The organism is Kerstersia sp. (genome assembly GCF_052103615.1).
In the GTDB taxonomy this organism is placed as follows: Bacteria; Pseudomonadota; Gammaproteobacteria; order Burkholderiales; family Burkholderiaceae_B; genus Kerstersia.
The window spans coordinates 14,675-38,010 of record NZ_JBQEKA010000015.1 but is presented as its reverse complement, the minus strand read 5'-3'; the positions used below and the strand labels follow the sequence as shown (position 1 = coordinate 38,010).

General features: G+C 59.9%; 17 protein-coding genes and 1 CRISPR repeat array. Of the genes, 11 read left to right on the top strand and 6 right to left on the bottom strand.

Features of this window, described 5'->3' with window-relative positions:
• Window positions 1-198: 198 nt before the first annotated feature.
• The 5 genes from csy1 (at window position 199) to ACTJGZ_RS05935 (ending at window position 9,467) form a co-directional block, all read left to right on the top strand.
• Window positions 199-1,572, top strand: a complete 1,374-nt coding sequence (csy1, locus tag ACTJGZ_RS05955; protein ID WP_441662024.1) for a type I-F CRISPR-associated protein Csy1 — start codon at window positions 199-201, stop codon at window positions 1,570-1,572.
• On the top strand, window positions 1,569-2,645 hold the full coding sequence (gene csy2 / locus ACTJGZ_RS05950; RefSeq protein WP_441662023.1) for a type I-F CRISPR-associated protein Csy2: 1,077 nt from the start codon (window positions 1,569-1,571) through the stop codon (window positions 2,643-2,645). Before csy1 ends, csy2 begins: the two co-directional genes overlap by 4 nt.
• A 31-nt stretch (window positions 2,646-2,676) precedes the next feature.
• Window positions 2,677-3,696 carry a type I-F CRISPR-associated protein Csy3 gene (gene csy3 / locus ACTJGZ_RS05945; protein WP_441662022.1) on the top strand — a complete coding sequence of 340 codons (1,020 nt, stop codon included), beginning with the start codon at window positions 2,677-2,679 and terminating at the stop codon, window positions 3,694-3,696.
• Window positions 3,697-3,710: 14 nt separating this feature from the next.
• Window positions 3,711-4,277, top strand: a complete 567-nt coding sequence (cas6f, locus tag ACTJGZ_RS05940; RefSeq protein WP_441662021.1) for a type I-F CRISPR-associated endoribonuclease Cas6/Csy4 — start codon at window positions 3,711-3,713, stop codon at window positions 4,275-4,277.
• 129 nt (window positions 4,278-4,406) lie between these two features.
• A CRISPR array of direct repeats spans window positions 4,407-6,894; the repeat unit is 28 nt; unit sequence GTGGCCTGCCGCATAGGCAGCTTAGAAA.
• A gap of 182 nt (window positions 6,895-7,076) precedes the next feature.
• Window positions 7,077-9,467 (top strand): 3-hydroxyacyl-CoA dehydrogenase/enoyl-CoA hydratase family protein, encoded by a 2,391-nt coding sequence (locus tag ACTJGZ_RS05935; RefSeq protein WP_441662020.1) that lies wholly within the window; start codon window positions 7,077-7,079, stop codon window positions 9,465-9,467.
• A gap of 182 nt (window positions 9,468-9,649) precedes the next feature.
• Here ACTJGZ_RS05935 and ACTJGZ_RS05930 read toward each other — a convergent pair whose 3' ends face one another.
• The 3 genes from ACTJGZ_RS05930 to ACTJGZ_RS05920 all read right to left on the bottom strand — a co-directional run bounded on the left by ACTJGZ_RS05930 (window position 9,650) and on the right by ACTJGZ_RS05920 (window position 12,574).
• Window positions 9,650-10,351, bottom strand: a complete 702-nt coding sequence (locus ACTJGZ_RS05930; RefSeq protein ID WP_441662019.1) for a Bax inhibitor-1/YccA family protein — start codon at window positions 10,349-10,351, stop codon at window positions 9,650-9,652.
• 270 nt (window positions 10,352-10,621) lie between these two features.
• Window positions 10,622-11,053: a DNA polymerase III subunit chi gene (locus tag ACTJGZ_RS05925; RefSeq protein ID WP_441662018.1), complete on the bottom strand. Its 432-nt coding sequence runs from the start codon at window positions 11,051-11,053 to the stop codon at window positions 10,622-10,624.
• A 9-nt stretch (window positions 11,054-11,062) separates the two neighbouring features.
• Window positions 11,063-12,574 carry a leucyl aminopeptidase gene (locus ACTJGZ_RS05920; protein ID WP_441662017.1) on the bottom strand — a complete coding sequence of 504 codons (1,512 nt, stop codon included), beginning with the start codon at window positions 12,572-12,574 and terminating at the stop codon, window positions 11,063-11,065.
• A gap of 59 nt (window positions 12,575-12,633) precedes the next feature.
• Here ACTJGZ_RS05920 and lptF point away from each other — a divergent pair, with 59 nt between their 5' ends.
• The 3 genes from lptF (at window position 12,634) to ACTJGZ_RS05905 (ending at window position 15,694) form a co-directional block, all read left to right on the top strand.
• A complete protein-coding gene (gene lptF / locus ACTJGZ_RS05915) occupies window positions 12,634-13,752 on the top strand; it encodes an LPS export ABC transporter permease LptF (protein WP_441662016.1) in 1,119 nt (372 codons plus the stop codon).
• Window positions 13,753-14,115: 363 nt separating this feature from the next.
• A complete protein-coding gene (locus ACTJGZ_RS05910; RefSeq protein WP_441662015.1) occupies window positions 14,116-15,075 on the top strand; it encodes a CysB family HTH-type transcriptional regulator in 960 nt (319 codons plus the stop codon).
• Between the two features lie 307 nt (window positions 15,076-15,382).
• Entirely contained in the window at window positions 15,383-15,694 is a 312-nt protein-coding gene (locus ACTJGZ_RS05905; protein ID WP_415832427.1) for a DUF2325 domain-containing protein, read from the top strand.
• A 759-nt stretch (window positions 15,695-16,453) separates the two neighbouring features.
• On the opposite strand, the gene ACTJGZ_RS05900 is transcribed toward ACTJGZ_RS05905, so the two are convergent.
• Window positions 16,454-17,089 (bottom strand): C40 family peptidase, encoded by a 636-nt coding sequence (locus ACTJGZ_RS05900; RefSeq protein WP_441662014.1) that lies wholly within the window; start codon window positions 17,087-17,089, stop codon window positions 16,454-16,456.
• A 496-nt stretch (window positions 17,090-17,585) separates the two neighbouring features.
• Between ACTJGZ_RS05900 and ACTJGZ_RS05895 the strand changes: the two genes are divergently transcribed.
• Window positions 17,586-17,993 (top strand): GlcG/HbpS family heme-binding protein, encoded by a 408-nt coding sequence (locus ACTJGZ_RS05895; protein WP_441662013.1) that lies wholly within the window; start codon window positions 17,586-17,588, stop codon window positions 17,991-17,993.
• A gap of 652 nt (window positions 17,994-18,645) precedes the next feature.
• Here ACTJGZ_RS05895 and ACTJGZ_RS05890 read toward each other — a convergent pair.
• The gene (locus ACTJGZ_RS05890; RefSeq protein ID WP_441662012.1) at window positions 18,646-19,512 is read right to left on the bottom strand and encodes a Smr/MutS family protein; all 867 of its coding nucleotides are present in this window, start codon (window positions 19,510-19,512) and stop codon (window positions 18,646-18,648) included.
• Window positions 19,509-20,474: a thioredoxin-disulfide reductase gene (trxB, locus tag ACTJGZ_RS05885; RefSeq protein WP_441662011.1), complete on the bottom strand. Its 966-nt coding sequence runs from the start codon at window positions 20,472-20,474 to the stop codon at window positions 19,509-19,511. The genes ACTJGZ_RS05890 and trxB overlap by 4 nt, the downstream gene beginning before the upstream one ends.
• 51 nt (window positions 20,475-20,525) lie before the next feature.
• Between trxB and ACTJGZ_RS05880 the strand changes: the two genes are divergently transcribed.
• Together ACTJGZ_RS05880 and lolA are read left to right on the top strand one after the other, a co-directional pair.
• On the top strand, window positions 20,526-22,922 hold the full coding sequence (locus ACTJGZ_RS05880; RefSeq protein WP_441662010.1) for a DNA translocase FtsK: 2,397 nt from the start codon (window positions 20,526-20,528) through the stop codon (window positions 22,920-22,922).
• A gap of 100 nt (window positions 22,923-23,022) precedes the next feature.
• Window positions 23,023-23,336 (top strand): outer membrane lipoprotein chaperone LolA (lolA, locus tag ACTJGZ_RS05875; protein ID WP_441662009.1); only part of this gene is annotated, 314 nt, incomplete at its 3' end.

Below are 23,336 nucleotides of genomic sequence, written 5' to 3'. Positions count from 1 at the left end.
CCGACAAGAGGAAGCCTTGCAGCACTAGACGTCAGGCTAGCCAACCGTAGGATACGGGCCACAAGGATGAAAACAGATGTTTGGCTTACATCGAATCTTATTAGTGTAGGCCGGATACCGGCCTAAACCATTCCCTGTGCGGCATTCATGCTGCACAGGCATTTTATCTTTTTTCTGCTTTTTGAAAAAGGAGCGGTCTTGTCAGCAAGCGATAAAGCAGGGCGGACACAACGCGCGCGTGCCGCTATTCAGATGTTCTTGCAGGATCGCCTGCAAGCCAAGGTTGACAAACTTGCGGATGACGATCCCAAGCGCAATGAATGGATAGCTCAATTCCAGTCAGAACGGTGGCTGGAAGATGCGGCACGCCGGGTCAGGCAAATTCAAGCCGTCACGCACTCCCTGAAACCTATTCACCCGGATGCCCGGGGCACGAATCTGTATTGCATTCCGTCCCAGCTGCCTGAGCATCTTTTGGTGGGCAGCCACGTTTTGATGCGGGATTTTTCTGCGGATGTCGTCGGCAATGCCGCTGCGCTGGATGTCTATAAGTTTCTTAGAATTCTGGTGGATGGGCGTCTCGTGCTGGATTGGCTGCTGGATGACGATGCTGCTGTCATGGCGGCATTGCATCCGGATCCAGCCATCGCCAAACAATGGCAGTCAGCGTTTACCAGCCTGACCCGGCCGCGGGAAAACGAACTCAGCAGTCATGCCCGCGCCAAACAGCTTTACTGGCTGGCGGCCGACGATGCAACGGACGATGGACAATATCACCTGCTGGCGCCGCTATATCCGACGTCGCTGGTGCACAGGGTATATGCCCAAGTGCAGGAAGATCGTTTCGGCGAGGCCAATAAAGCAGCGCGCGCCGCGCGCCGGGAGGGCAAGGCGCATGAGGGTGTCTTGCATGATTACCCTAGCCTGGCGGTGCAGAAGCTTGGCGGCACGAAACCGCAAAATATCAGTCAGCTCAACAGTGAACGCGGCGGAAATAATTATCTGCTGGCGTCGCTGCCGCCGCAATGGCAGTCGCGCGCGCTGCGCCAGCCTTGGGGGCTGCGCTCCATTTTCGAGCACATGCTGATGGCTCGCGAAGGCGTGAGGCCCACAGTCAGGGCATTCCTGAAATTCCTGAAAAGCGATCCGCCAGCCAATGCCGCCACACGTAACCGGGTCGAGGCCTATGTTTCCACGCTGATTGACGAGCTGGTGACGCTGGCGGGTGAGTTGCAGCGCGGCTGGCCGGCGGGCTGGACGGCAGACCGGCGTTGTGAACTGGCATTGCCCGAGCAGCTCTGGCTGGATCCCAAACGTGCGGAAACAGATGCCGGATTTCGGTCGGAGTGGATGTTCATGGATTGGCCTGCGCAAATCGGCCATCGTTTCGGCAGTTGGCTCAACACCCATCTGGAAAAAGAATTACGGGTAGGCGATGTCGAGTTGCGTGAATGGAAAAAGGAGCTGTTAGTGGATGAAAGCACGGATGGCTGGGCGCAAAGCCTGCATCGTTTGCGTGTGGAGCAGAATGCGCCGCGCTATATCCCGACGCGTAAGGGAGGCCAGACATGACTGATTTTCGTCATACGCTGGCAGGCAAGGGCTGGCTGGTCTTGCCGCATTTGCGCATCCAGAATGCGAATGCCATTTCCAGTCCCCTGACACATGGCTTTCCTGCCATGACAGCTTTTCTGGGGCTGATGTGGGCACTCGAAAGAAAAATGGCAGCGGCCAATATTCCTTTGGTTCTGGAAAAAGTGGGTGTGATCTGCCATTGGCATGAAGAACAGGTGCATGATGGTTACGTCAAGACATTTCGCTTGAGCCGCAATCCGGTGGATAAAGACGGCAGCACTGCAGCCATTGTAGAGGAAGGCCGAATTCACCTGGATATCACGCTTGTTTTCCAGGTGGATGGCGGCGACATCGGCGATAGCAATAATGTGTTGTACCAAGGCAAGGAAAAACAGCAGGAACTGGCCTGGACGATACGCAATATGCTGTCGGTGATGCGCATCGCTGGCGGCTCGGTCGTGCATCATTTGCCTGAACCCGGGCATTCCATCACGCCGGCATTGCTGCCGGTGCCAGAGCAGATGGAAGCGCGTGCCGAACAGTTTCGCTTGTTGCGCCGCCGCTGGCTGCCTGGGTTTGCGCTGGTCAGCCGTGATGATTTGCTGCAGCAGCGCTTGCTGCAATTGCAGGCGCATCAGGCCGATGCCACGATACTTGATGCCTGGCTGGACCTGGCGCGCTTCAACTGGCGCAGCAACAAGGAAGAAAACGGCAAGAAAGAAAACGGCAAGAAAGAAAACGGCAAGGTCAGCTGGCAGCATGACAGGCCGCAGGGGGCAGGCTGGCTGGTACCGATTCCGGTTGGTTACGGCGCCTTGTCCGAGCTGTATCAGGGCGGGCAGGTCGGGCACGCGCGGGACAACAAAACCCCCTTCCGTTTTGTAGAAAGCTTGTATTCCCTGGGGCAATGGGTGAGTCCGCATCGCCTGGCCGATATCACGGATCTGCTTTGGTGGGCGGATACTCAGGCTGACGCCGGACGATACCGCTGTTGCAATGGCTATCGTCCTATGGTTGAGATAGACGCGGAATTGGACGCCAGCGCCGAGACCGAACATTCAAATCATTGAAACGTATCAATTTGACCTGAAAGGAATTTCCATGTCTTTGAAAACTGCTTCGGTACTGGCTTTTGAACGCAAACTTGATCCTTCCGATGCGCTGTTTCATTCCGGACGGTGGGATGAGCAGGCTCAGCCTGGGGCTTGGTTGCCGGTAGCATTACGGGAAAAAGCTGTACGCGGCACGATTTCCAATCGCTTGAAAGCGAAAGATCAGGATCCGGCCAAGCTGGATGCCGCAATCGAGAACCCTAATCTGCAGACGGTGGACGTGGCCACCTTGCCTGCGGATGCTGACACCCTCAAAGTCAGCTTTACCTTGCGGGTGTTGTCGGGGGCGGGCAAACCTTCGGCCTGCAACAATGTTGACTATGAAGCCAAACTGCTGAGTACCGTAGCATCGTATGTGCAAACACACGGCTTTGGCGAGTTGGCCAAGCGTTATGCGCACAACCTGGCCAATGGCCGCTTTTTATGGCGTAACCGGGTCGGGGCGGAGCAGGTGCAAGTCAACGTAGCGCAAATCGAAAAAGGCCTGCCAGTGAAATCCTGGCAGTTCGATGCCTTGCAATTGGGCTTGCGCAATTTCGATGCAGGGGCTGAGCAGGCAAAGCGGGATGAACTGGCGCTCTTGATTGCGAAAGGCCTGGCGGGAGATCAGCACGTTCTGCTGCAGATCACGGCTTTTGTCCGCATGGGCGCTGGGCAGGAAGTTTTTCCTTCGCAGGAACTGGTGCTGGATCTTGGCCGCAGAGACAAGAGCAAAACGCTGTATGAAGTCAATAAGGTCGCGGGCATGCACTCGCAAAAACTGGGTAATGCGATCCGGACGATTGACGACTGGTATGACGGCGCCACAGAAATGGGGCCGATTGCCGTTGAACCCTATGGTTCGGTCACGACCCAAGGCAAGGCCTATCGTCAGCCTAAACAGAAACAAGACTTCTACAACTTGCTGGACGACTGGATTCTGAAAGACAAAATCGAATCCGAGGAACAACAGCATTTTGTCATGGCGGTCCTGATTCGTGGCGGTGTCTTCGGTGACGCGGGGAACTGAATGGGGAGCATGGCATGACTACCCACTATGTGGACATTCGTTTGCTGCCTGATCCGGAATTCAGCCAGTCCCATCTCATGAACGCGCTGTACGCCAAACTGCATCGTGCATTGGTTCAGCTTGGCGGCGGTGAGATCGGGGTGAGCTTTCCAGGTTACTGCTTGCAGCCCCGGGCGTTGGGAGAGCTCATGCGTTTGCATGGCACGGAACAGGGCTTGAAGAAACTGTGGGCGCTGGATTGGCTGCGGGGCATGCGGGATCATATGCAGCACAGCGATGTATTGCCTGTGCCGCAGACAAGTGAGTTCCGCAATGTTTGGCGGCAGCAGTTCAAAACCAACGCGGAACGGCTTCGCCGCCGCCGTATGAAGCGCAAGGGGGAAACGGCAGAGCAGGCCGCAGCAGCGATACCTGACAGTATTGAGCGCCAACCTGATTTGCCATTTTTGCAGGTTCGCAGCAGCAGCACGGGACAGTTCTTTCATCTCTTCCTGACATTGAGTGAACCTTGCGCCAGAGCGCAGTCGGGCACCTTCAATACTTATGGCCTGAGCCCATCCGCAACAATTCCCTGGTTTTGACCCTTTTTTCTGCCGCTTAAAAATTTCCTTTGAAAACAAAGGCCTGCTGTGTGACCCAAAATTTGGGTCCACAGCAGAAATGGCAGGGTTGTTCTTTAATAATCAGGTACATAGAACATATAAAATCTAGTGGCCTGCCGCATAGGCAGCTTAGAAAGTCTGCTCGCAAAGATACCTTAACCTCGCCGCGTGGCCTGCCGCATAGGCAGCTTAGAAATTGATAAGAATGGCGACGACCTTACTAGGGATGTGGCCTGCCGCATAGGCAGCTTAGAAATCCACCAGCTTTGCATAACCCTGAATATCATGGTGGCCTGCCGCATAGGCAGCTTAGAAAAACAATACGGAGGGCATGACCGGGAATGCAATGTGGCCTGCCGCATAGGCAGCTTAGAAAGACTGGCCCGCGCCCCCGCCTTGGCTTGTCACGTGGCCTGCCGCATAGGCAGCTTAGAAAGGGAAGAACTCGGCAATGCCGTTATCGCTGTGGTGGCCTGCCGCATAGGCAGCTTAGAAAAGTCGTTGCAGGTCAAATCCATTGGCGGTGTAGTGGCCTGCCGCATAGGCAGCTTAGAAAATCACGCGAGAAATGAACCTGGCCAAGACAGGGTGGCCTGCCGCATAGGCAGCTTAGAAATTTGTGGGATTAAGTCATCGAACATGCTCATCGTGGCCTGCCGCATAGGCAGCTTAGAAAGCCGGCTCGCGCCTTCTTCGACCTCTTCTCCAGTGGCCTGCCGCATAGGCAGCTTAGAAATCCAGCCAGTCCCGCTGCAGCAGCCGCCTGGGGTGGCCTGCCGCATAGGCAGCTTAGAAATGCGCCAGGGCTTCGTCCTGCATGGCCTGGCTGTGGCCTGCCGCATAGGCAGCTTAGAAATATCTGCCGCATTTCGCTACATCGTTCATACAGTGGCCTGCCGCATAGGCAGCTTAGAAATTAGCCGAAGCGGTGCCTTTCTCCCAAAAATGGTGGCCTGCCGCATAGGCAGCTTAGAAATAGCGGCTGGGGCAGCAGAACATCGCTGACAAGTGGCCTGCCGCATAGGCAGCTTAGAAAAGAAACATCAGCCGTGTATGAATACGATTGTTGTGGCCTGCCGCATAGGCAGCTTAGAAAGAAAGCGCAACAGCCCCGGACGCCTGGGTTGTGTGGCCTGCCGCATAGGCAGCTTAGAAATCGTGCAGTTGCATCACGCCATTGACGCCCAGGTGGCCTGCCGCATAGGCAGCTTAGAAACTTCTACCGATGCTCCGTTCATATTGCCTACTGTGGCCTGCCGCATAGGCAGCTTAGAAAACGGCTGCGCGTCACGCGCATCGCGACAGACTGTGGCCTGCCGCATAGGCAGCTTAGAAAAGGGCGAAGTCACGGTAAAGGTGCTGGCTCTGGTGGCCTGCCGCATAGGCAGCTTAGAAATTGTCAATAGGGGCATTACGCAAAGCTGCAACGTGGCCTGCCGCATAGGCAGCTTAGAAAAAGGTGTTGACTCCCAAGCAGCGTGAGGAGGCGTGGCCTGCCGCATAGGCAGCTTAGAAAAGAAGGAAGCTTCACCAAGTCACCGTTATGGTGTGGCCTGCCGCATAGGCAGCTTAGAAAATCTCGTATAGACGCTTGCAGCACGCTCAATCGTGGCCTGCCGCATAGGCAGCTTAGAAATTGGAAAAAGAGCTGGCAGCAAAAGGCACGAGGTGGCCTGCCGCATAGGCAGCTTAGAAAGCTCGGCGATCTGGTTGTAAAGCAGGTGATGGGTGGCCTGCCGCATAGGCAGCTTAGAAATGTGTACATGTCCGTGAACTGGCACACATACTGTGGCCTGCCGCATAGGCAGCTTAGAAAGCAGAGTCAGCCGCAGCAATGGCGGCATCCCTGTGGCCTGCCGCATAGGCAGCTTAGAAAACGGGATAAACCCCGCTCCCCCGGAAGGTCGGGTGGCCTGCCGCATAGGCAGCTTAGAAATTCTACTGATGCTCCGTTCATGTTGCCAGCGGGTGGCCTGCCGCATAGGCAGCTTAGAAATTTCCATCTGCGCCCTGGCCATCCTGGCCCTGGTGGCCTGCCGCATAGGCAGCTTAGAAAACAAATTTGCACCAAGCAACCATCCCACGAAAGTGGCCTGCCGCATAGGCAGCTTAGAAAGAAAGGCGGACAAGACAGCAGCCGGTGTATGAGTGGCCTGCCGCATAGGCAGCTTAGAAAGTACTGCCCAAGTTGTTGTTTAGAAGATGTACGTGGCCTGCCGCATAGGCAGCTTAGAAATAGCCCACCGGGCAGCAAGTAATGGGTCAGCAGTGGCCTGCCGCATAGGCAGCTTAGAAACATCAAGCGCATCACGCGTCATCTGATCTGTGGTGGCCTGCCGCATAGGCAGCTTAGAAATGATCGACCACTGCGAAGGCGACATCATCAGCGTGGCCTGCCGCATAGGCAGCTTAGAAAATCACCGCCTCGCGGATAGCTACGCTAGATACGTGGCCTGCCGCATAGGCAGCTTAGAAAAGATAGTTGATGGTGTCGGCCAGGTCGCCAATGTGGCCTGCCGCATAGGCAGCTTAGAAAAGATTCAACCAACAGGGCCAGCGCCCAGGGCAGTGGCCTGCCGCATAGCCAGCTCAACCAATCCAATTGGCTACCTCGCACCCGTCCTTCCCTTGCCTGCCGTCCGCTTCTGTTTTGGTATCGTCATTAACGCGGCATGGATCGTGTTGCAACGCAGTACATCATTCCGGCCCAGTGCTATGCTGGGCGGATGACCGCGCTGGCGTGTGGCGGCCGGCTCAATCCGTCAACAGGAGATTCGCTTGGATAAGCTCATGGTCAAACAGGTTGCGGTGCTGGGCGCCGGTGTGATGGGGGCGCAGATTGCGGCGCATTTTGCGAATGCGGGGATTCCGGTGCTGCTGTATGACCTGACGGCCAAGGACGGGGAGCGTAGCGGGACGGCGGCCCGGGCGATTGAGAATCTGGCGCGCCAGCAGCCGGCGCCGCTGGCCGAGGCCACGCGCGCCGGGCTGATTCAGCCTGCCAATTATGATGATGATTTGCCGGCTCTGGCAGCTTGTGATCTGGTGGTGGAGGCGATTGCCGAGCGTCTGGACTGGAAACGGGATTTGTATCACCGGGTGGCGCCGCATGTGCCGGGGCATGCCGTGTTTGCCACGAATACTTCCGGCTTGTCCATCAATACGCTGGCCGATGCGGTGCCCGCCGCCTTGCGTGCCCGTTTTTGCGGGGTGCATTTTTTCAATCCCCCGCGGTATATGCGTTTGGTGGAGCTGATCGCCGCGCGTGATACTGATGCAGGCGTGATGGATGCTTTGGAGTCTTGGCTGACCAGCCGGCTGGGCAAGGGTGTGGTGCGTGCCCTGGATACGCCGAATTTCATCGGCAACCGGATTGGTATTTTCGCGATGCTGGCGGCTTTGCATCATGCAGAAGCCATGGGTTTGGCCCCTGATGAAGTCGATGCCATTACCGGGCCTGCCATCGGCCGCCCCAAGAGCGCGACTTACCGTACGGCTGATGTGATCGGCCTGGATACGTTTTCCCATGTGGTGGCGACGATGGCCGAGTATCTGCCATCGGACCCCTGGCACCGCTACTTTCAGTTGCCGGCCTGGATGCAGGCTTTGATACGGCAAGGTGCGCTGGGGCAGAAGTCAGGCGCTGGGGTGTATCGCAAGGAAGGCCGGGTGATTCAGGTGCTTGATACGCTCAGCGGCAAGTACCGTGACGGCGCGGGCAGCATGTCGGCGGCGCTGGCCAGCATTCTGAAACTGGCCGACCCGGCCGAGCGCATGCGCGCGCTGCGCGAGAGCGATGATCCTCAGGCGCGTTTTCTCTGGAATATCTTCCGGGATGTCTTCCATTACAGTGCCTATCATCTGGCAGAGGTGGCGCACTGCGCGCGGGATCTTGATCTGACGCTGCGTTGGGGGTTTGCCTGGGCCCAGGGGCCGTTCGAAACCTGGCAGCAAAGTGATTGGCAAGCCACCGCTCAGGCGATTGCGGCTGATATTGCCGCCGGCCGGGCGCTGGTGGATGCGCCTTTGCCTGACTGGGCTTTGGCCTCGTCGCGCCAGGGCGTGCACCAGGCCGAAGGGTCTTATGGGGCAGGGGATGGCCGCCTGCATCCGCGCAGCGCTTTGCCGGTCTATCGGCGCCAGTGCGCGCCGGAGTTGCTGGTCGGCGAGACCACGGCAGTGAACCGCCGTCTGCATTGGGAAAATGACGGTGTGAGTCTCTGGAGTCTGGATGAGGTGGATGCCCGCATTGCCGTGGTGTCTTTCAAAGGGCGCGTGCACGCGGTGGGCGAAGAGGTGCTGGACGGTTTGTTGCAAGCCATTGCACGCGCCGAGCGGGATTTTGATGGCCTGGTGTTATGGCATCCGGCACCGTTTTCCGTTGGCGCCGATCTGAAGCAGTTGCTGGCGGCGGCGCAAAATGGGCAGTTCGATGCCGTGGATGGCATATTGCAGCGTTTCCAGCAGGTTTCTCAGGCTTTGCAGTATGCGCAGGTTCCCGCTGTTGCGGCGGTGGAAGGAATGGCCTTAGGGGGCGGGTGCGAGTTCGCCGTGCATGCGGCACGGCGAGTGCTGGCATTGGAAACGTCCATCGGGCTGGTGGAAACGGGCGTGGGCCTGATACCCGCAGGCGGCGGGTGCGTTTATGTCGCCCAACGGGCGGCTTTGCTGGCCGCTACGGCAGATGCGACAGGAACCATCCTGCCCCATCTGCGCCCGCTGTTCCAGAATATGGCCCGGGCGCGCACGTCGCGCAGCGCCTGGGAGGCGCAGGCCCTGGGCTATGCCCGTTATGGCGATACCGTCCTGTTCCATCCGGGAGAATTACTGTACTCGGGCATCAAGGCGGCCCGCGGGCTGGCGGAATCCGGGTATGCGCCGCCGCCGCGCTACGCGATGCTGCCTGTCGCCGGCCAGGCGGGGCTGGATATGCTGGAAACCGAGCTGAGCATTCAGCGCGAGGCCGGGCGTATCAGCAAACACGATTACCGTGTTGCGCTGGGAGCGGCCACGGTGCTGTGCGGCGGTCAGCCTGAAAGCGGAACGCTGGCGCCGGTTGCGCAGATGCTGGCCGCAGAGCGCCGTGTCTTTATCGAGTTGCTGCGCACGCCGGAAACCCAGGCGCGGATTGCGCATACCCTGAAGACAGGAAAGCCCTTGCGTAATTGAGCGTGGCCCAGGCCGCCATCTTGGATAGGCACGTCGGCGGCAGGCAAAAAAAATCCTGCCGCAGGCCTGATGGGCCGGGCAGGATACAGGGGGGTAATACGCAAAAGGGGTAATACGCTTTGACTTAAGCTTGCCTGCGGCAGGCCCGGGCCCTTGCAGGCGCCCGGCCCGATGGCAGGCGGTTAGTCGCGGCTGCCGCCTGCGATGCCAAGAATGGCCAGCAGGTTGGAAAAGACGTTGTAAACGTCCAGGTAGATGGCCAGGGTGGCGGAAACGTAATTGGTTTCGCCGCCATTGATAACGCGTTGCAGATCTACCAGCATGAAGGCCGAGAAAATTACGACGGCCAGCACCGAGATGGTGAGCATCATGGCTGGCATTTGCAGGAAGATATTGGCCAGCGCGGCGACCAGAATCACGATGGCGCCGGTGAACAGCCATTTCTGCATGCCGGACAGATCACGCTTGATGGTCGTGGCCAGCGTTGCCATGGTGCCAAACACAATCGCCGTGCCGCCGAAGGCAGTCATGACCAGCTGGGCGCCATTGCTCATGCCAAGCACAAAGCCCAGCAGACGGGAGAGCATCAGGCCCATGAAGAAGGTGAAGGCCAGTAGCAGAATCACGCCCAGGCTGTTGTTTTTGTTGCGTTCGATCATATACATCAGACCGAAGGCGCCAGCCAGGAACAAGATGGCGGTCAAGCCAGGGCTGCCGGCGGTCATGGCGCCGAAGTTCATCGACAGGCCCAGCGCCGCACCGAGCACGGTGGGGATCAGCGATAGCGCCAGCAGCCAGTAAGTATTGCGCAAGACGCGGTTGCGCACGACCTCGCCTGGGGCGCTGGCCGAGCGATTAAAGGGGGAAGGTCGTTGGGTATTCATGACGGCTCCTATAGGGTTCCGGGTGCGGGGCATGGAATGCCCGGACGCAAATTCAGACACATAGCATAGCTTACAGTTCCCTGAAAATTCAACTTCTCTGCCTGTGGCGCTAACGCCCGCATGGCAGATTGTTGCTCAGGGCTGACGGAGCGCCCCGCGCCTGTCAGTATCTGGCGCAAGAGGCGAAGGCAAGAATGGCGGCTTCCGGCGGCAGCCTGTGCCCAGCGCGGCGCGGGTTGCCCGTGGCGCCGGCCAAGGCAGGCAGCCAGGTTAGCGCTGGGAAAGGTCATGGGCCTTCAGGTCGTGTCCGTCGTCCTGGTAACGGCGCCAGCGCAGCCGTGCAGTCTGGCGGTCTGTGTCGCTGGCCGAGACGAATTCCAGGATACGGACATAATGGCCATATTCCTGCGGGCAGTCATCATCCAGATTGATCAGCCAGCTTTCCGCTGAGACTGGCGGCGGAACCGGCTGGCTGCGGGTCAGCAGCACAGGCGTTTGGGCGGCCAGAGGGTCGTTGATGGCGACATGCGGGACGAAGGAAATGTCATCGAAGGTCCAGAGCAGGCGGTCAAAGGCCTGCAGCCTTTGCGTGTCGCTGCAGAAGACCAGCAACTGGCGGCCTGCCAGATACTGTCGGTGGACAGTCTGGCAAGCCGCCAGCAGGCGGTCGGCTGCGCCGAAGGCGAAGTCGATACGCGCCATGCTTCAGGCTCAGGCCTGCTGGCTCAGCAGGTACTGCACCAGCAGAGGGACAGGCCGGCCAGTGCTGCCCTTGTCCTTGCCGCCGCGCCAGGCCGTGCCGGCGATGTCCAGGTGCGCCCAGGAATACGCCTGGGTGAAGCGGGACAGGAAGCAGGCGGCTGTCACCGAACCGGCAGGAGGGCCGCCGATGTTCGCGAGATCCGCGAAGTTGGATTTCAGCTGTTCCTGGTAAGCATCTTCCAGCGGCATGCGCCAGGCGGTGTCCTGGGCGGCGCGCCCGGCGTCCAGAAGAGCCTGGGCCAGCGTGTCATCGGTCGAGAACAAACCGCTGTTGACATGGCCCAGCGCGACAACGCAAGCGCCTGTCAGCGTGGCGATATCAATCACAGCTGCCGGTTTGAAGCGTTCCGCGTAGGTCAGGGCATCGCACAGCACCAGACGGCCTTCTGCGTCGGTGTTGAGGATTTCGATGGTGAGGCCGGACATGCTGGTGACGACATCGCCAGGTTTGTTGGCAGTGCCGCTGGGCAGGTTTTCGCAAGAGGGAATCAGGCCGACGACTTCACGTTCCAGGCCGAGTTCGGCGATGGCGCGGAAGGTGCCCAGCACGCTGGCTGCGCCGCCCATGTCGTATTTCATCTCGTCCATGGTGGCGGCAGGCTTGATGGAAATGCCGCCAGCGTCAAAGGTGATGCCCTTGCCGACCAGCACGATGGGTTGGGCTGCTTTGGCTTTCCCTTTGGCGGCCTTTGCCGGTTTGTATTGCAGGATGATGAAGCGCGGCGGCTCGGCTGAGCCCTTGGCCACGGAAAGGAATGAACCCATTTTCAGGGCTTCGATCTGCTTGCGCTCAAGGATCTGAACCTTGATGGTGTCATAGCTGCTGGCCAGTTTCTTGGCTTCATCCGCCAGGTAGCTCGGCGTGCAGACGTTGCCCGGCAGGTTGCCCAGGGTGCGGGTCAGGGCCATGCCGTTGGCGATGGCGGCACCTTCAGCCAGGCCGCGTTGGGCTTCGGCGGCTTCATTGCGGGCAACGATAAGCGTGAGTTTTTTCGGGCCTGAGGGGGCTTTATCCTCTTTTTTGCTCAGCGTGGCGTCGTAGCGGTAGCCTGCGCTGATGGCGGCCTGGGCCGCCTGGCGCGCACGGCTTTGCAGCGTGCTGGCGTCAGTGGTGGGCAGGGTGGCCAATGTCGAGGCGGCATCAGACAGGGACAATTGCGCGAGGGCGGCTGCCAGGCCGCGCTCGGCTTTGGCATGTGCTGCCGCGGTGTAATCCGCGGCTTGGCCCAGGCCGACCAGGATGATGCGGCTGGCGGTAATGCCTGCCACGCGATGCAGCGTCAGGGTGGCGCCAGCGCTGGCGCGGAAGTCCTGTTTGACGACATCGGCAATCAGCCCCTGGCTGGCGCGGTCCAGCGCCTGCGCGTCTGGCGTCAGCGAGCCATCGGCATAAACGCCGACGGCCAATGCGGCACTTTTAATCCGGTGCAGCGACACGGTTGACTGTGTGCTAAATTCCATGAGGATTTCCCGTTGCATTCAATAAGGAACGCAACGATTATCCCGCAATTTGCATCTTCATGTCCCTGTTCAAGAAATCCGTGGTGGGCGAGATCACCAGCCATGCAGGCGTGGTGTTCTCCACGCTCGTCATTGTCTGGCTGAGCGTGCTGCTCATCCGCCTGCTGGGCGATGCCGCCAGCGGCTCCATCGGCGCCGATGTTGTCCTCGGTCTGGCCGCGTTTTCCACTATCACGGCCTTGCCTGTCGTGCTGTCCGTATCGCTGTTCATCGCGGTACTGACGACCGTGACGCGCAATTACCGCGAATCGGAAATGGTTGTCTGGTTTGCCAGCGGGCTGTCGCTGCTGGATTGGCTGCGGCCGGTATTGCGTTGCGCAATTCCGACAGCCATTCTGATCGCCGTGCTGACCTTGCAGGCATCGCCCTGGGCATACCGGCAAATTGCGGAATACCGCCAGCGCTATGAACAGCGCTCGGATCTTTCCAAAGTCTCGGCTGGCCAGTTCCTGGAAACCAGCGGGGGCGCCCGGGTATTCTTTGCCGAAGAGCCCCGGACGCCAGAAGACGAGCTGGGCACCGTATTCCTGCGCATGAACGAGGACGACTGGCTCAGCGTGGTCTCGGCGGATGGGGTGCGCATTGAAACCCAGGACAATGGCGACCGTTTCCTGGTGCTGGGCGAAGGCTACCGCTACGATTTCAAGCCGGGCACGCCGGAGTTCCGCATGGCCGAGTTCGAGCGTTACGGCGCTCGCCTGGAAAGCCGTGGCGGCGAAGAGGCGCTCAAACAGGCGCGTCTGGAAGCCGAGAACGTCGTCAAGGCACGCCCCTTGGGCGCCTTGCTGCAAGATGGCACCGACCGTTCGCGGGCGCAGATCATGTGGCGTCTGGCCCTGCCTTTGGCGGCATTGAATCTGGCGCTGCTGGCGATTCCGCTGGGGGCGGTGAACCCGCGCCTGGGGCGGTCGGGGGACCTGCTGCTGGCTGGCCTGATTGCCTTGCTGTATATGAACCTGATCAATCTGTCGCGCAGCTGGATCGGTTCAGGCAGCCTGTCGTTCGGGATCGGGGTGTGGGCAGTGCATGCCGTATTCGCCTTGCTGACCGCCTGGCTGTTCTATATCCGCATGCGCATCAAGGCACCCAAACAGGCGCCCAGCGTGCCGGCTGCATAACCGGAAGGCATGCTGCGGGGCAGGGGGCTGGCCTGGGGGAGCGGATAGACCGGCAGCGGGGCCAGCGCTTAGTTTGAGCCTGCCCCGTAGAGAAATGTGACCCGCCGCATAGGCAGCTTAGAAAAGAGGCAACCGCGTGTTGAGCCTCTTCACCCTGTGGCCTGCCGCATAGGCAGCTTAGAAAACGACAGATCAGCCATGGCTGGCGCTGCTAAGGCGGCTTGCCGTATAGGCTGGGGGTGGACAAAGCTTGCCGCAGGGAAGTAGCTTATGCCTATAGGCAATAGCTTATGTGCATTATTTATAAGCTTTGCTCCCCTTATTCCCTACAATCGGTTGCTACGATGTCGAGGTAGCCACACCATGAACCTGCAGCAATTTCGTTTTGTCCGGGAAACCATCCGTCGCGACTTCAATCTGACTGAAGCCGCCAGGATGCTGTACACCTCGCAGCCGGGGGTCTCCAAGGCCATCCTGGAATTCGAGGATGAACTCGGGATCAAAATCTTCGAGCGCCACGGCAAGCGCATCAAGGGCCTCACACGGCCTGGCTTGGCGGTGTCGCAGGTGATTGACCGCATCATGCTGGAAGTCGATAACCTGAAAAAGGTCAGCGACGAATATGCGCGGCGCGATGAAGGCGGGTTGACCATCGCCTGTACCCATACCCAGGCACGCTACATGCTGCCCAAGGTGATCCCGGCTTTCCGGCAGCGTTTTCCCAAAGTGCATCTGTCGCTGGCAGAAGGCAGCCCGCGCCAATTGGCGGAAATGGTGCTGCACGGCCAGGCCGATCTGGCCATCGCAACGGAATCGCTGGCCCTGACACCGGGCCTGGTGACTTTGCCTTGCTACACCTGGGAACACGTGGTGGTGGTGCGCCCCGATCATCCGCTGGCGGATCTGCGTTCCAGCGCAGTCAAGAAACTTTCGCTGGAGCAGTTGGCCGAATACCCCATCGTGACTTACGACCGGGCGTTTTCGGGCAGAACCGCCATGGACGATGCTTTTGCCGCGCAGCGTATCCACCCGGATATCGTGCTCGAAGCCATTGATGCCGATGTGATCAAGACCTATGTGGATGTGGGCATGGGCATCGGGATCATTGCCGGTGTTGCCTATGACCCGCGGCGCGATGCCGGGCTGGTCGGGCTGCCTGTGGGGCGTCTGTTCGGCACCCACACCACGCGTATCGGCGTGAAGGCCGGGGTATTCCTGCGCGACTACGTCTATACCTTCCTGGAAATGGCTGCGCCGCAGCTGACGCGTGAAGTCGTGCAGCAGGCCATCATGGAGCACGGTGGCGATATCGCGCCGGAATAAGCGCCAGACAGCCATATGGCCTGCCTGGTAAGCGCCAGGCGCGGCCTGGGCGGCAACAGGATAGGCAATCAGGCCGGCAGCCCGTTTTCAATCAGGAAGCGGCTGCCGGCTTTTTTGATGCGGCGCAGTGAAAAGCAGGGTGGTAAACAGGCCTGAGAGGGCAGTGCCTGTGGGCTTCATAGTGAAAATCTAACAATCGGATTGCTTGCATAGAAATATATTCCTGCATACCCGACTTTTTTACTATTGCATTCCAAATAGGAATCACTATCATTACATCTATCGTAACGATGCTATGAGGAAAACCATGTCGCAATCACTGAGTGCCGTCGTCGTCGGGGCAGACCGTCTGGGCAATATCCCGGATCTGCTGAAAGGCCACAATATCGCCATCACGCACCACATCAGTGGCCGTGACCCCTCCCATCAGAAAAAGACCCTGCAACTGCCGTCAGGCACGGAGTTGGTCATTCTGTTGACTGATTTCCTTGGCCACAATGTCATGAAAACCTTCCGCAGCGCGGCCATGCGCAGCGGTGTCCGGGTTGTGGCCTGCCGCCGTTCCGTTTGCAGCATGAAGCAGGCACTGGACCAGTGCGGCCTCTGTTCTTCCTGCTGAAGATTTTTTTCCTCATAGCATCTAGGCGGTGCCTGCAAGGGCAGACCGCATCAGGAAAAAATCATGCAGCGCCCGCTCGGGTAAATCGTTTTCAGCGATTTCCCCGAACGGGCTTTTTTTGGGCCAGCACTTTCTGTTGCCAGGCCGCGTTTGCGTAAAAATGTTCGTGCAGGAGCAGGAGCAGGAGCAGGAGCAGGAGCAGGCGCAGGCGCAGGAGCAGGCGCAGGGCAGGCGCAGGGCAGGCGCAGAGGGCAGGCGCAGAGGGCAGGAGCAGGGCAGGAGCAGGGCAGGAGCGGGGCAGCAAGCTGGTGCCAGACTGCGCCAGGAATAGGCGCCGCGCCTGGATAGGCAGCGCGGTGTCGCCAGCTCAGGGTATGTGTACGGGATAAGCAGGCGGAATGCCGCGGACGCCATAAATACCCTGAACGCGCGTGCGGTTCATGTCAGCGCACAAGGCTGGCTGTGGGGGATGGGCGGGAGGAGAGGCTGGCTGTGCGGGGCGTGTATGCCAGCCGGGCATGAAGGTCGGATATGAGGGCCGGGTATGCGAGCAGTCAGCGCGGCTTGCGTTGTATTCCCGGAAATCAGATCAGAGATTGCCCGTTTGAACAGGCCAGGCAGACAAGGTCTGAAAACAGCCGGACAAAAACTCAGACAAAAAAGGCCGGATAAAAAAACGCTGCACAAAAAAACGCTGCACAAAAAAAGCGCCAGTTAGAACCGGCGCCAGGCAGAAAAGACAGGAAACGACGCCGCAGCTTAGCTGGCAGCCGCCGACAGGCGGCGGGCGCCGTTGAAGCGTTTGCTCCAGTAGCGGATATCCAGGCTTTCAATACGCACGACGCCCTTCGAATTCGGAGCGTGCACGAACTGGTTATCGCCTACATAAATGCCGACATGGGAATAGCGGCGGCCCAGCGTGTTGAAGAACACGAGGTCGCCGGGTTGCAGGTCGGCGCGGGCGACGGCCTTGCCTTCATGGGCCAGCTCGGAGGCGCTGCGAGGCAATTGCAGCCCCAGCGACTCACGCGCGGCATAGACGACCAGACCGCTGCAATCGAAACCGGTATCGGGATTGGCACCGCCCCATTTGTAGCGTACGCCCAAGTGTTCCAGAGCCGTGCTGACCAGCGCATTGTCCATATCGGACGAATCTTGGTTGGCGTAACGGTCGGAAGCCAGATTGCTGCGCGGCAGGGCAGCGCTATCGCGCTGTCTGGCGGTATAACTGGCAATCAGGGCGTCCAGCGAGCTATCGTCGGCCTGTTGGCGGCGAGCATGGCTCTGCTGCTCAAGAGAGATCAGACGTGCTTGTTGTTGCTGGGGGGGAGTGGTGCTGGCGCAGCCAGCCAGAAACAGCACGCCGCATGCCATGAAACTGCGCGGCGCAGACATTAAAAAGGAAGTAATGCCTGAACGGAAGGGGCGGGCAGCGTGCATGGGCGTCGTTGGAAGCTTGGCAGCAGGGCTGCTGACGCAGCGCCGGCTTGGTGGCTAGGCGGTGAGTGGCGATTTTAGCAAATCCGGCAGTAAATCGGGCATATAAACGTATGAAAGAATGGAATTAACGAAAAATTCGAACATATTCTATTAATTTCGTTCTTTATGTCGTTAACGTCCTATTTTTTGTCTTGAACAGCCCGTGGCAACTGGAGGCATTGGAAAAACAGCGCGTTTTCCACGCCATGGCGGGTAGGGCGGGCTGCCGCTAAGCCATTTAGAAGACGCGCCCGTCATTCCGGTTTCACGGAATCCTGCGGCTGCCGCCTAGAAAACCCAAGATTGAACGCGATTCCAGTCTTATGGGTATGATGCCAGCCTGCTGCAATCCATATTGCCGCATTCATGTCGTACGACATTTTTATTGATGGTTTCAGTCAGGGAGTCTGTTATGCAGCAAAAATCGTTTTTGACACAGTCCGATGTAGCGCTGATCCTGGAAGCGGCGCAGGCCCATGCCAAACAGAAACAGTGGGCGGTCACGATTGCCGTTGCAGATGATGGCGGCCACTTGCTGGGTTTGCTGCGCATGGACCGCGCATCCCCTTTCACCTCACAAATGGCGCCTGCAAAAGCCCGTACCGCTGCTATGGGGCGGCGTGAAAGCAAAGGCTTTGAAGACATCATCAACCAGGGGCGCTCCGCCTTTGGCTCGGTCCCGCTGAGTGATGGCATGATTGAAGGCGGCGTGCCGGTCATCGTTGAAGGCCATGTCGTTGGCGCGGTTGGCGTCTCCGGCGTCAAATCATTCGAAGACGTTGAAATCGCCCGCGCCGGCGTCGCCGCGCTAGGCCTGTAAAACCGCCGCGAGGCGAACCCTCAGATGGCAGGCAAAGCGCCTGCCATCCAAGCGCCACAGCCTGCCGAATCATGCCGCTCAATGACATAAACGGAAAAACGGCAAGCAAAAGCAGCGCAAACGGCAAACAGGGCAAACAGGGCAAACGGCACAGAATACAAGCCGCACAGCAGACAAGCAGCAAATAAAACCCGCCCCTACATACTGGGCAGGCACCCCACAGGCCAGCGCCACGCAGCGTCCAGCCAGGCTCGCCTGGAGCGACGCGCTATCTCACCGGCCCGCGCCCCGACGCCCAAACGCCCTACACCCCTACACCCCAACGCCCTACACCCAAACCAGCGCCGTGGCGGAAAGGTGGTGCTGGGCAGTGGAGCGTGCCGGGTTGGGTGGTGCTGGCGGGGAACCAAGGACGCACATGTTTGAGCGAGACGCTTGCGGACAGTCCGGTGGACTGTCCGCCTCGCGAGTTGTGCGTCCGCCCCGCTGGCGCCGCCCAACCCGGGAAGTTCCGGCCATGCCGGAACCACGCGATCTGCCGCGGCGCTCAGGCTTGCCCTGCCGCGGCCTTAGCAAAGATCCCTGGCAACGAATCCAGCGCAACAGACCCAACGCAACGCACCAGAACAGCACACCCTCCCGCCGGAACCCCTCAATCGTCGCTGCCGTCCATCCCGGCCAGCAGCACCAGCACTGCCCCTGCGCCGCCATCAGCCTCACGCCCCTGGGCAAACGCCTGAACCTCCGGATACTGCACCAGCCAAGTCTTCACCTTCTCGCGCAGCACAGGCTGCTGCTCAGGCGAACCCAAACCCTTACCGTGAATCACACGCACCCCGCGGTGCCCCTGCGCACGGCTGCTGGCCAGAAAAGGAATCAGCGCTGCGCGGGCGGCATCCACCGTCATCCCATGCAAGTCGATCTCGGCGCGGAACGGCCACTTGCCGCGCCGCAGACGCTTAACCGTATCGGGCGCCATCCCGGCGCGCAAATACGCCGTACCGTTCTCGATCAGGCGCGCGGCAATATACTCATCCGACACGGCGGGGGCCGGAATATGGGCCTCCTCCAGCGTCGCCACGCCGGCAGCTGCCTGGCGCTTACGCAACTGCTCATCACTGGGGGCGGACCGGTAAACCCTGGTATTGACATCATGCCCCTGGCGGATAGGCATCACCCCCGCCATACTGCGCAACAGCAGCGTGCCATCATCCTCATCACCCAGCGGCCGGTAAAACTCCGCTGCGGCATCAGGTTTCGCGCCAAGCGCGGCAGACGGGCTGGCTGGCCGGGATGATGGGCTGCCGGACGCGGGCCGGGCCGTCTGCCTGGCTGCCGCCTGGGCAGCGGCGGTCGCGCGGTCTGCGGCCCGCCCGCCCGGCGCAGCAGGGGCCGCGGCAAGCTGGCGCGCAGCCAGCCGCTGACGCGCCAACTGCTGCTCATCGCGCTCGCGCGCCTGCTGATGCAAACGCTTCAGATCTTCCAGCCCACCCTTCAAAGGCTTATCGCGGGCGCTCATTTCTGGACTTCGTTATCGTCCAGCCAGCGCTGGGCATCCAGGGCTGCCATGCAACCGGTGCCGGCGCTGGTAATCGCCTGGCGATACACATGGTCCTGCACATCGCCAGCTGCGAACACACCGGGAACCGACGTCATGGTCGCCAGGCCGTTCTGCCCGCTGCGCGTCAGGATATAGCCATCCTGCATCTGCAATTGGCCGACGAACAAATCCGTATTCGGATGATGGCCGATCGCAATAAAGGCGCCGCTGACATCCAGCTTGCTGAGCTGGCCCGTCTGCACATCACGCACCTGCACGCCGGTCACGCCGCTTTCATCGCCCAGCACCTCATCGAGCTCATGGAACAGCTTCAGGGAAATATTGCCCGAACGGACCTTCTCCATCAGCTTATCCACCAGAATAGGCTCTGCGCGGAACGTATCGCGGCGGTGAACCACCGTCACATTGCGGCAAATATTCGACAGATACAGCGCTTCTTCGACAGCCGTATTGCCGCCGCCGACCACGATCACATCCTGATTCTTATAAAAGAAACCATCGCAGGTCGCGCAGCCTGACACCCCCCGGCCCATGAAAGCGCTCTCCGACGGCAGGCCCAGGTACTTGGCCGAAGCGCCAGTCGCCAGAATGACCGCATCGGCCGTGTAATCCGTGCCGCTATCGCCATGCAGGCGGAACGGGCGCGTACTGAAATCGACCTTGTCGATCTGGTCGAAAACAATTTCGGTATTGAAACGTTCCGCGTGTTTCTGGAACCGCTCCATCAATTCGGGCCCTTGCACGCCGAGCGGATCGGCGGGCCAGTTATCGACTTCCGTCGTGGTCATCAACTGGCCGCCCTGGGCCAGGCCGGTCACCAGCATAGGCTGCAGATTGGCGCGGGCGGCGTAAACGGCGGCGGTATAACCGGCAGGGCCTGAACCCAGGATCAGGACTTTGGCGTGTTTGGTCGTGGACATGGCTGACAAGGTTTACATTCGTTGAACAGTGCAGCAATTATAATGACCCCCATGCCTCGCGTACCTGTTTCCAAATCCCGCGCGCCGCGGGTCACACGATCCTCCCGTTCTTCACGGAATACTCGCAACGGCCCATCGCCGCTGCAGAGCCGTCTTTCTTCGCTGTTTCGCGAAGCGCGCTGGATATTGTTTGCCTTCCTGGCCGTCTGGCTGGGCATCAGCCTATATACCTGGAGCAGCCAGGATCCGGGCTGGATGCGTTCGTCCATGCCGGGAACGGATGTCACCAATATGGGCGGCGTGGCCGGCGCCCATGTCGCGGACGTCCTCTTGCTGATCTTCGGCTTCTCGGCCTGGTGGTGGGTGGTGCTGCTGGCGCAGCGAGTGCGTGCCGGCTATCGCCGCCTGGCGCGCATGTTTGGGCTGCAGGCCGAAGATGAGGCTTCCAATGATCTGCCCCGCGTCCGCTGGGAACAAGGGCTGGGCTTCGGCCTGATCGTATTGGGGTCGGTCGGCCTGGAAGCGCTGCGCTTCTACTCCTGGGGCACCGATCTGCCGGCGGCCAGCGCCACGGCCAGCGGTGCTGGCGGGGTCATCGGCCAACTGCTCAAAGGCGCCCTGCAAAACACCATCGGCTTTACCGGCAGCACGCTGGCCTTGCTGGTCATGATGGCGATAGGGCTCAGCCTATTCTTCGGCTTTTCCTGGGTGCGGCTGGCCGAACGCATCGGCTTCCTGATCGAAGCCGTGGTGTGCCGCATCCGCGACGGCTATGGCGCGCGCCAGGACCGGCGCGTGGGTGCGGTCGCCAAGGCGGAACGCGAAGAACAGGTCGTCGCCAAACAGGAAAAAATGGTGCACGAACCCGTCCGCATCGAACCTGCGGTACGCGAAGTGCAGAAGTCGCCACGGGTTGAAAAGGAAAAACAGCAGACCTTGTTTACCGAAACGGTGCAGGGCGACCTGCCGGCCCTGGGGCTGCTGGATCCCGCCCCGGAGGCGCAGGAAACGGTCTCGCAGGAAACGATTGAATACACGTCGCGCCTGATTGAAAAGAAGCTGGCGGATTTTGGCGTGCAGGTGACTGTCGTCGCGGCCCAGGCCGGCCCTGTCATCACTCGTTACGAAATTGAGCCGGCAACGGGCGTCAAGGGCAGCCAGATCGTCAACCTGGCCAAAGACCTCGCGCGCGCGCTCAGCATGGTGAACATCCGCGTGGTGGAAACCATTCCCGGCAAGAACCTCATGGGCCTGGAACTGCCCAACCCGCGCCGGCAAATGGTCAAACTGTCGGAAATTCTGGGTTCGCGCACCTATCATGACAGCGCTTCGGTACTGACCATGGCGCTGGGCAAGGATATTGCCGGTAATCCGGTGGTGGCTGACCTGGCCCGCATGCCGCACGTCCTGGTGGCGGGCACCACGGGTTCGGGCAAATCGGTCGGGATCAATGCAATGATCCTGTCCTTGCTTTACAAAGCGGATGCCAACCATACCCGCTTGATCCTGATCGACCCCAAGATGCTGGAAATGAGTGTCTATGAAGGCATTCCGCATCTGCTCGCGCCGGTGGTGACGGACATGCGCCAGGCGGCCAACGCGCTGAACTGGTGCGTCAACGAAATGGAAAAGCGCTACCGGCTGATGAGCAAGCTGGGCGTGCGCAACCTCGCGGGCTACAACGCCAAGATTCGTGAGGCGGAGAAGCGCGAGGAAAATATTCCTAACCCGTTCTCCCTGACGCCGGATGCGCCCGAACCGCTGGGCCACTTGCCGCATATCGTCGTCTTTATCGACGAGCTGGCCGACCTCATGATGGTGGTCGGCAAAAAAATCGAGGAATTGATTGCCCGTCTGGCGCAAAAAGCGCGGGCGGCCGGGATACACCTGGTGCTGGCAACGCAGCGCCCCAGCGTGGACGTCATCACCGGTTTGATCAAGGCCAATATCCCGACGCGTATCGCTTTCCAGGTGTCCTCCAAAATCGACTCGCGCACCATCCTGGATCAGATGGGGGCCGAAACCCTGCTGGGGCAGGGCGACATGCTCTATATGCCGCCGGGCTCGGGCCTGCCGGAACGCGTGCACGGCGCGTTTGTTTCTGACGATGAAGTGCACCGGGTGGTTGAGTCGCTGAAAGCGCAGGGCGAAGCCAACTATGTGGACGGCCTGCTGGAAGGCGCGGTGGAAGGGGAAACCGGTGACGGCGTCAGCAGTGTCACGGGCTTCGCGGATGCCGAATCCGACCCGCTGTACGATCAAGCCGTGGAAGTGGTCCTGAAAAACAAGCGCGCGTCCATTTCCCTGGTGCAGCGTCATTTGCGTATTGGATACAACCGCGCGGCCCGTTTGCTGGAACAAATGGAGGCATCGGGGGTCGTATCGCCCATGCAGTCCAACGGCAATCGTGAAATTCTTGCGCCCAGGCGCGACGACGACGCGGACTGAGCGGGGGCGCGTGGCGCCGCGTGAGAACGCGCGGCGCCGTGTGGTGTCGGGCGCCATTGAACATATGATGTAGCGTAGCGTTTTGGGCTGGGAGGCCGGTATGCGCAAGTGGATGTTGTTTGCGGTTCTGATGAGTTCCGCGGCGCTGGCGCGGGCAGATGCGCTCGCGCAGTTGCAGGCGTTTATTGGCGATGTGCAGGCCGCGCAAGGTCAATTCAGCCAGGTGGTACAGGCGGAGGACGGCAGCCGCGCCGCGCCGCAGCAGGGCGACTTCGCTTTTCAGCGCCCGGGCCGCTTCCGCTGGGAAGTCAAACGTCCTTATGAACAACTGGTGCTGTCTGATGGCCAGGTGCTGTTGCAATATGACCCCGATCTGGAGCAGATGACGCGCCGCCGGGTCGATGAAGCCATTGG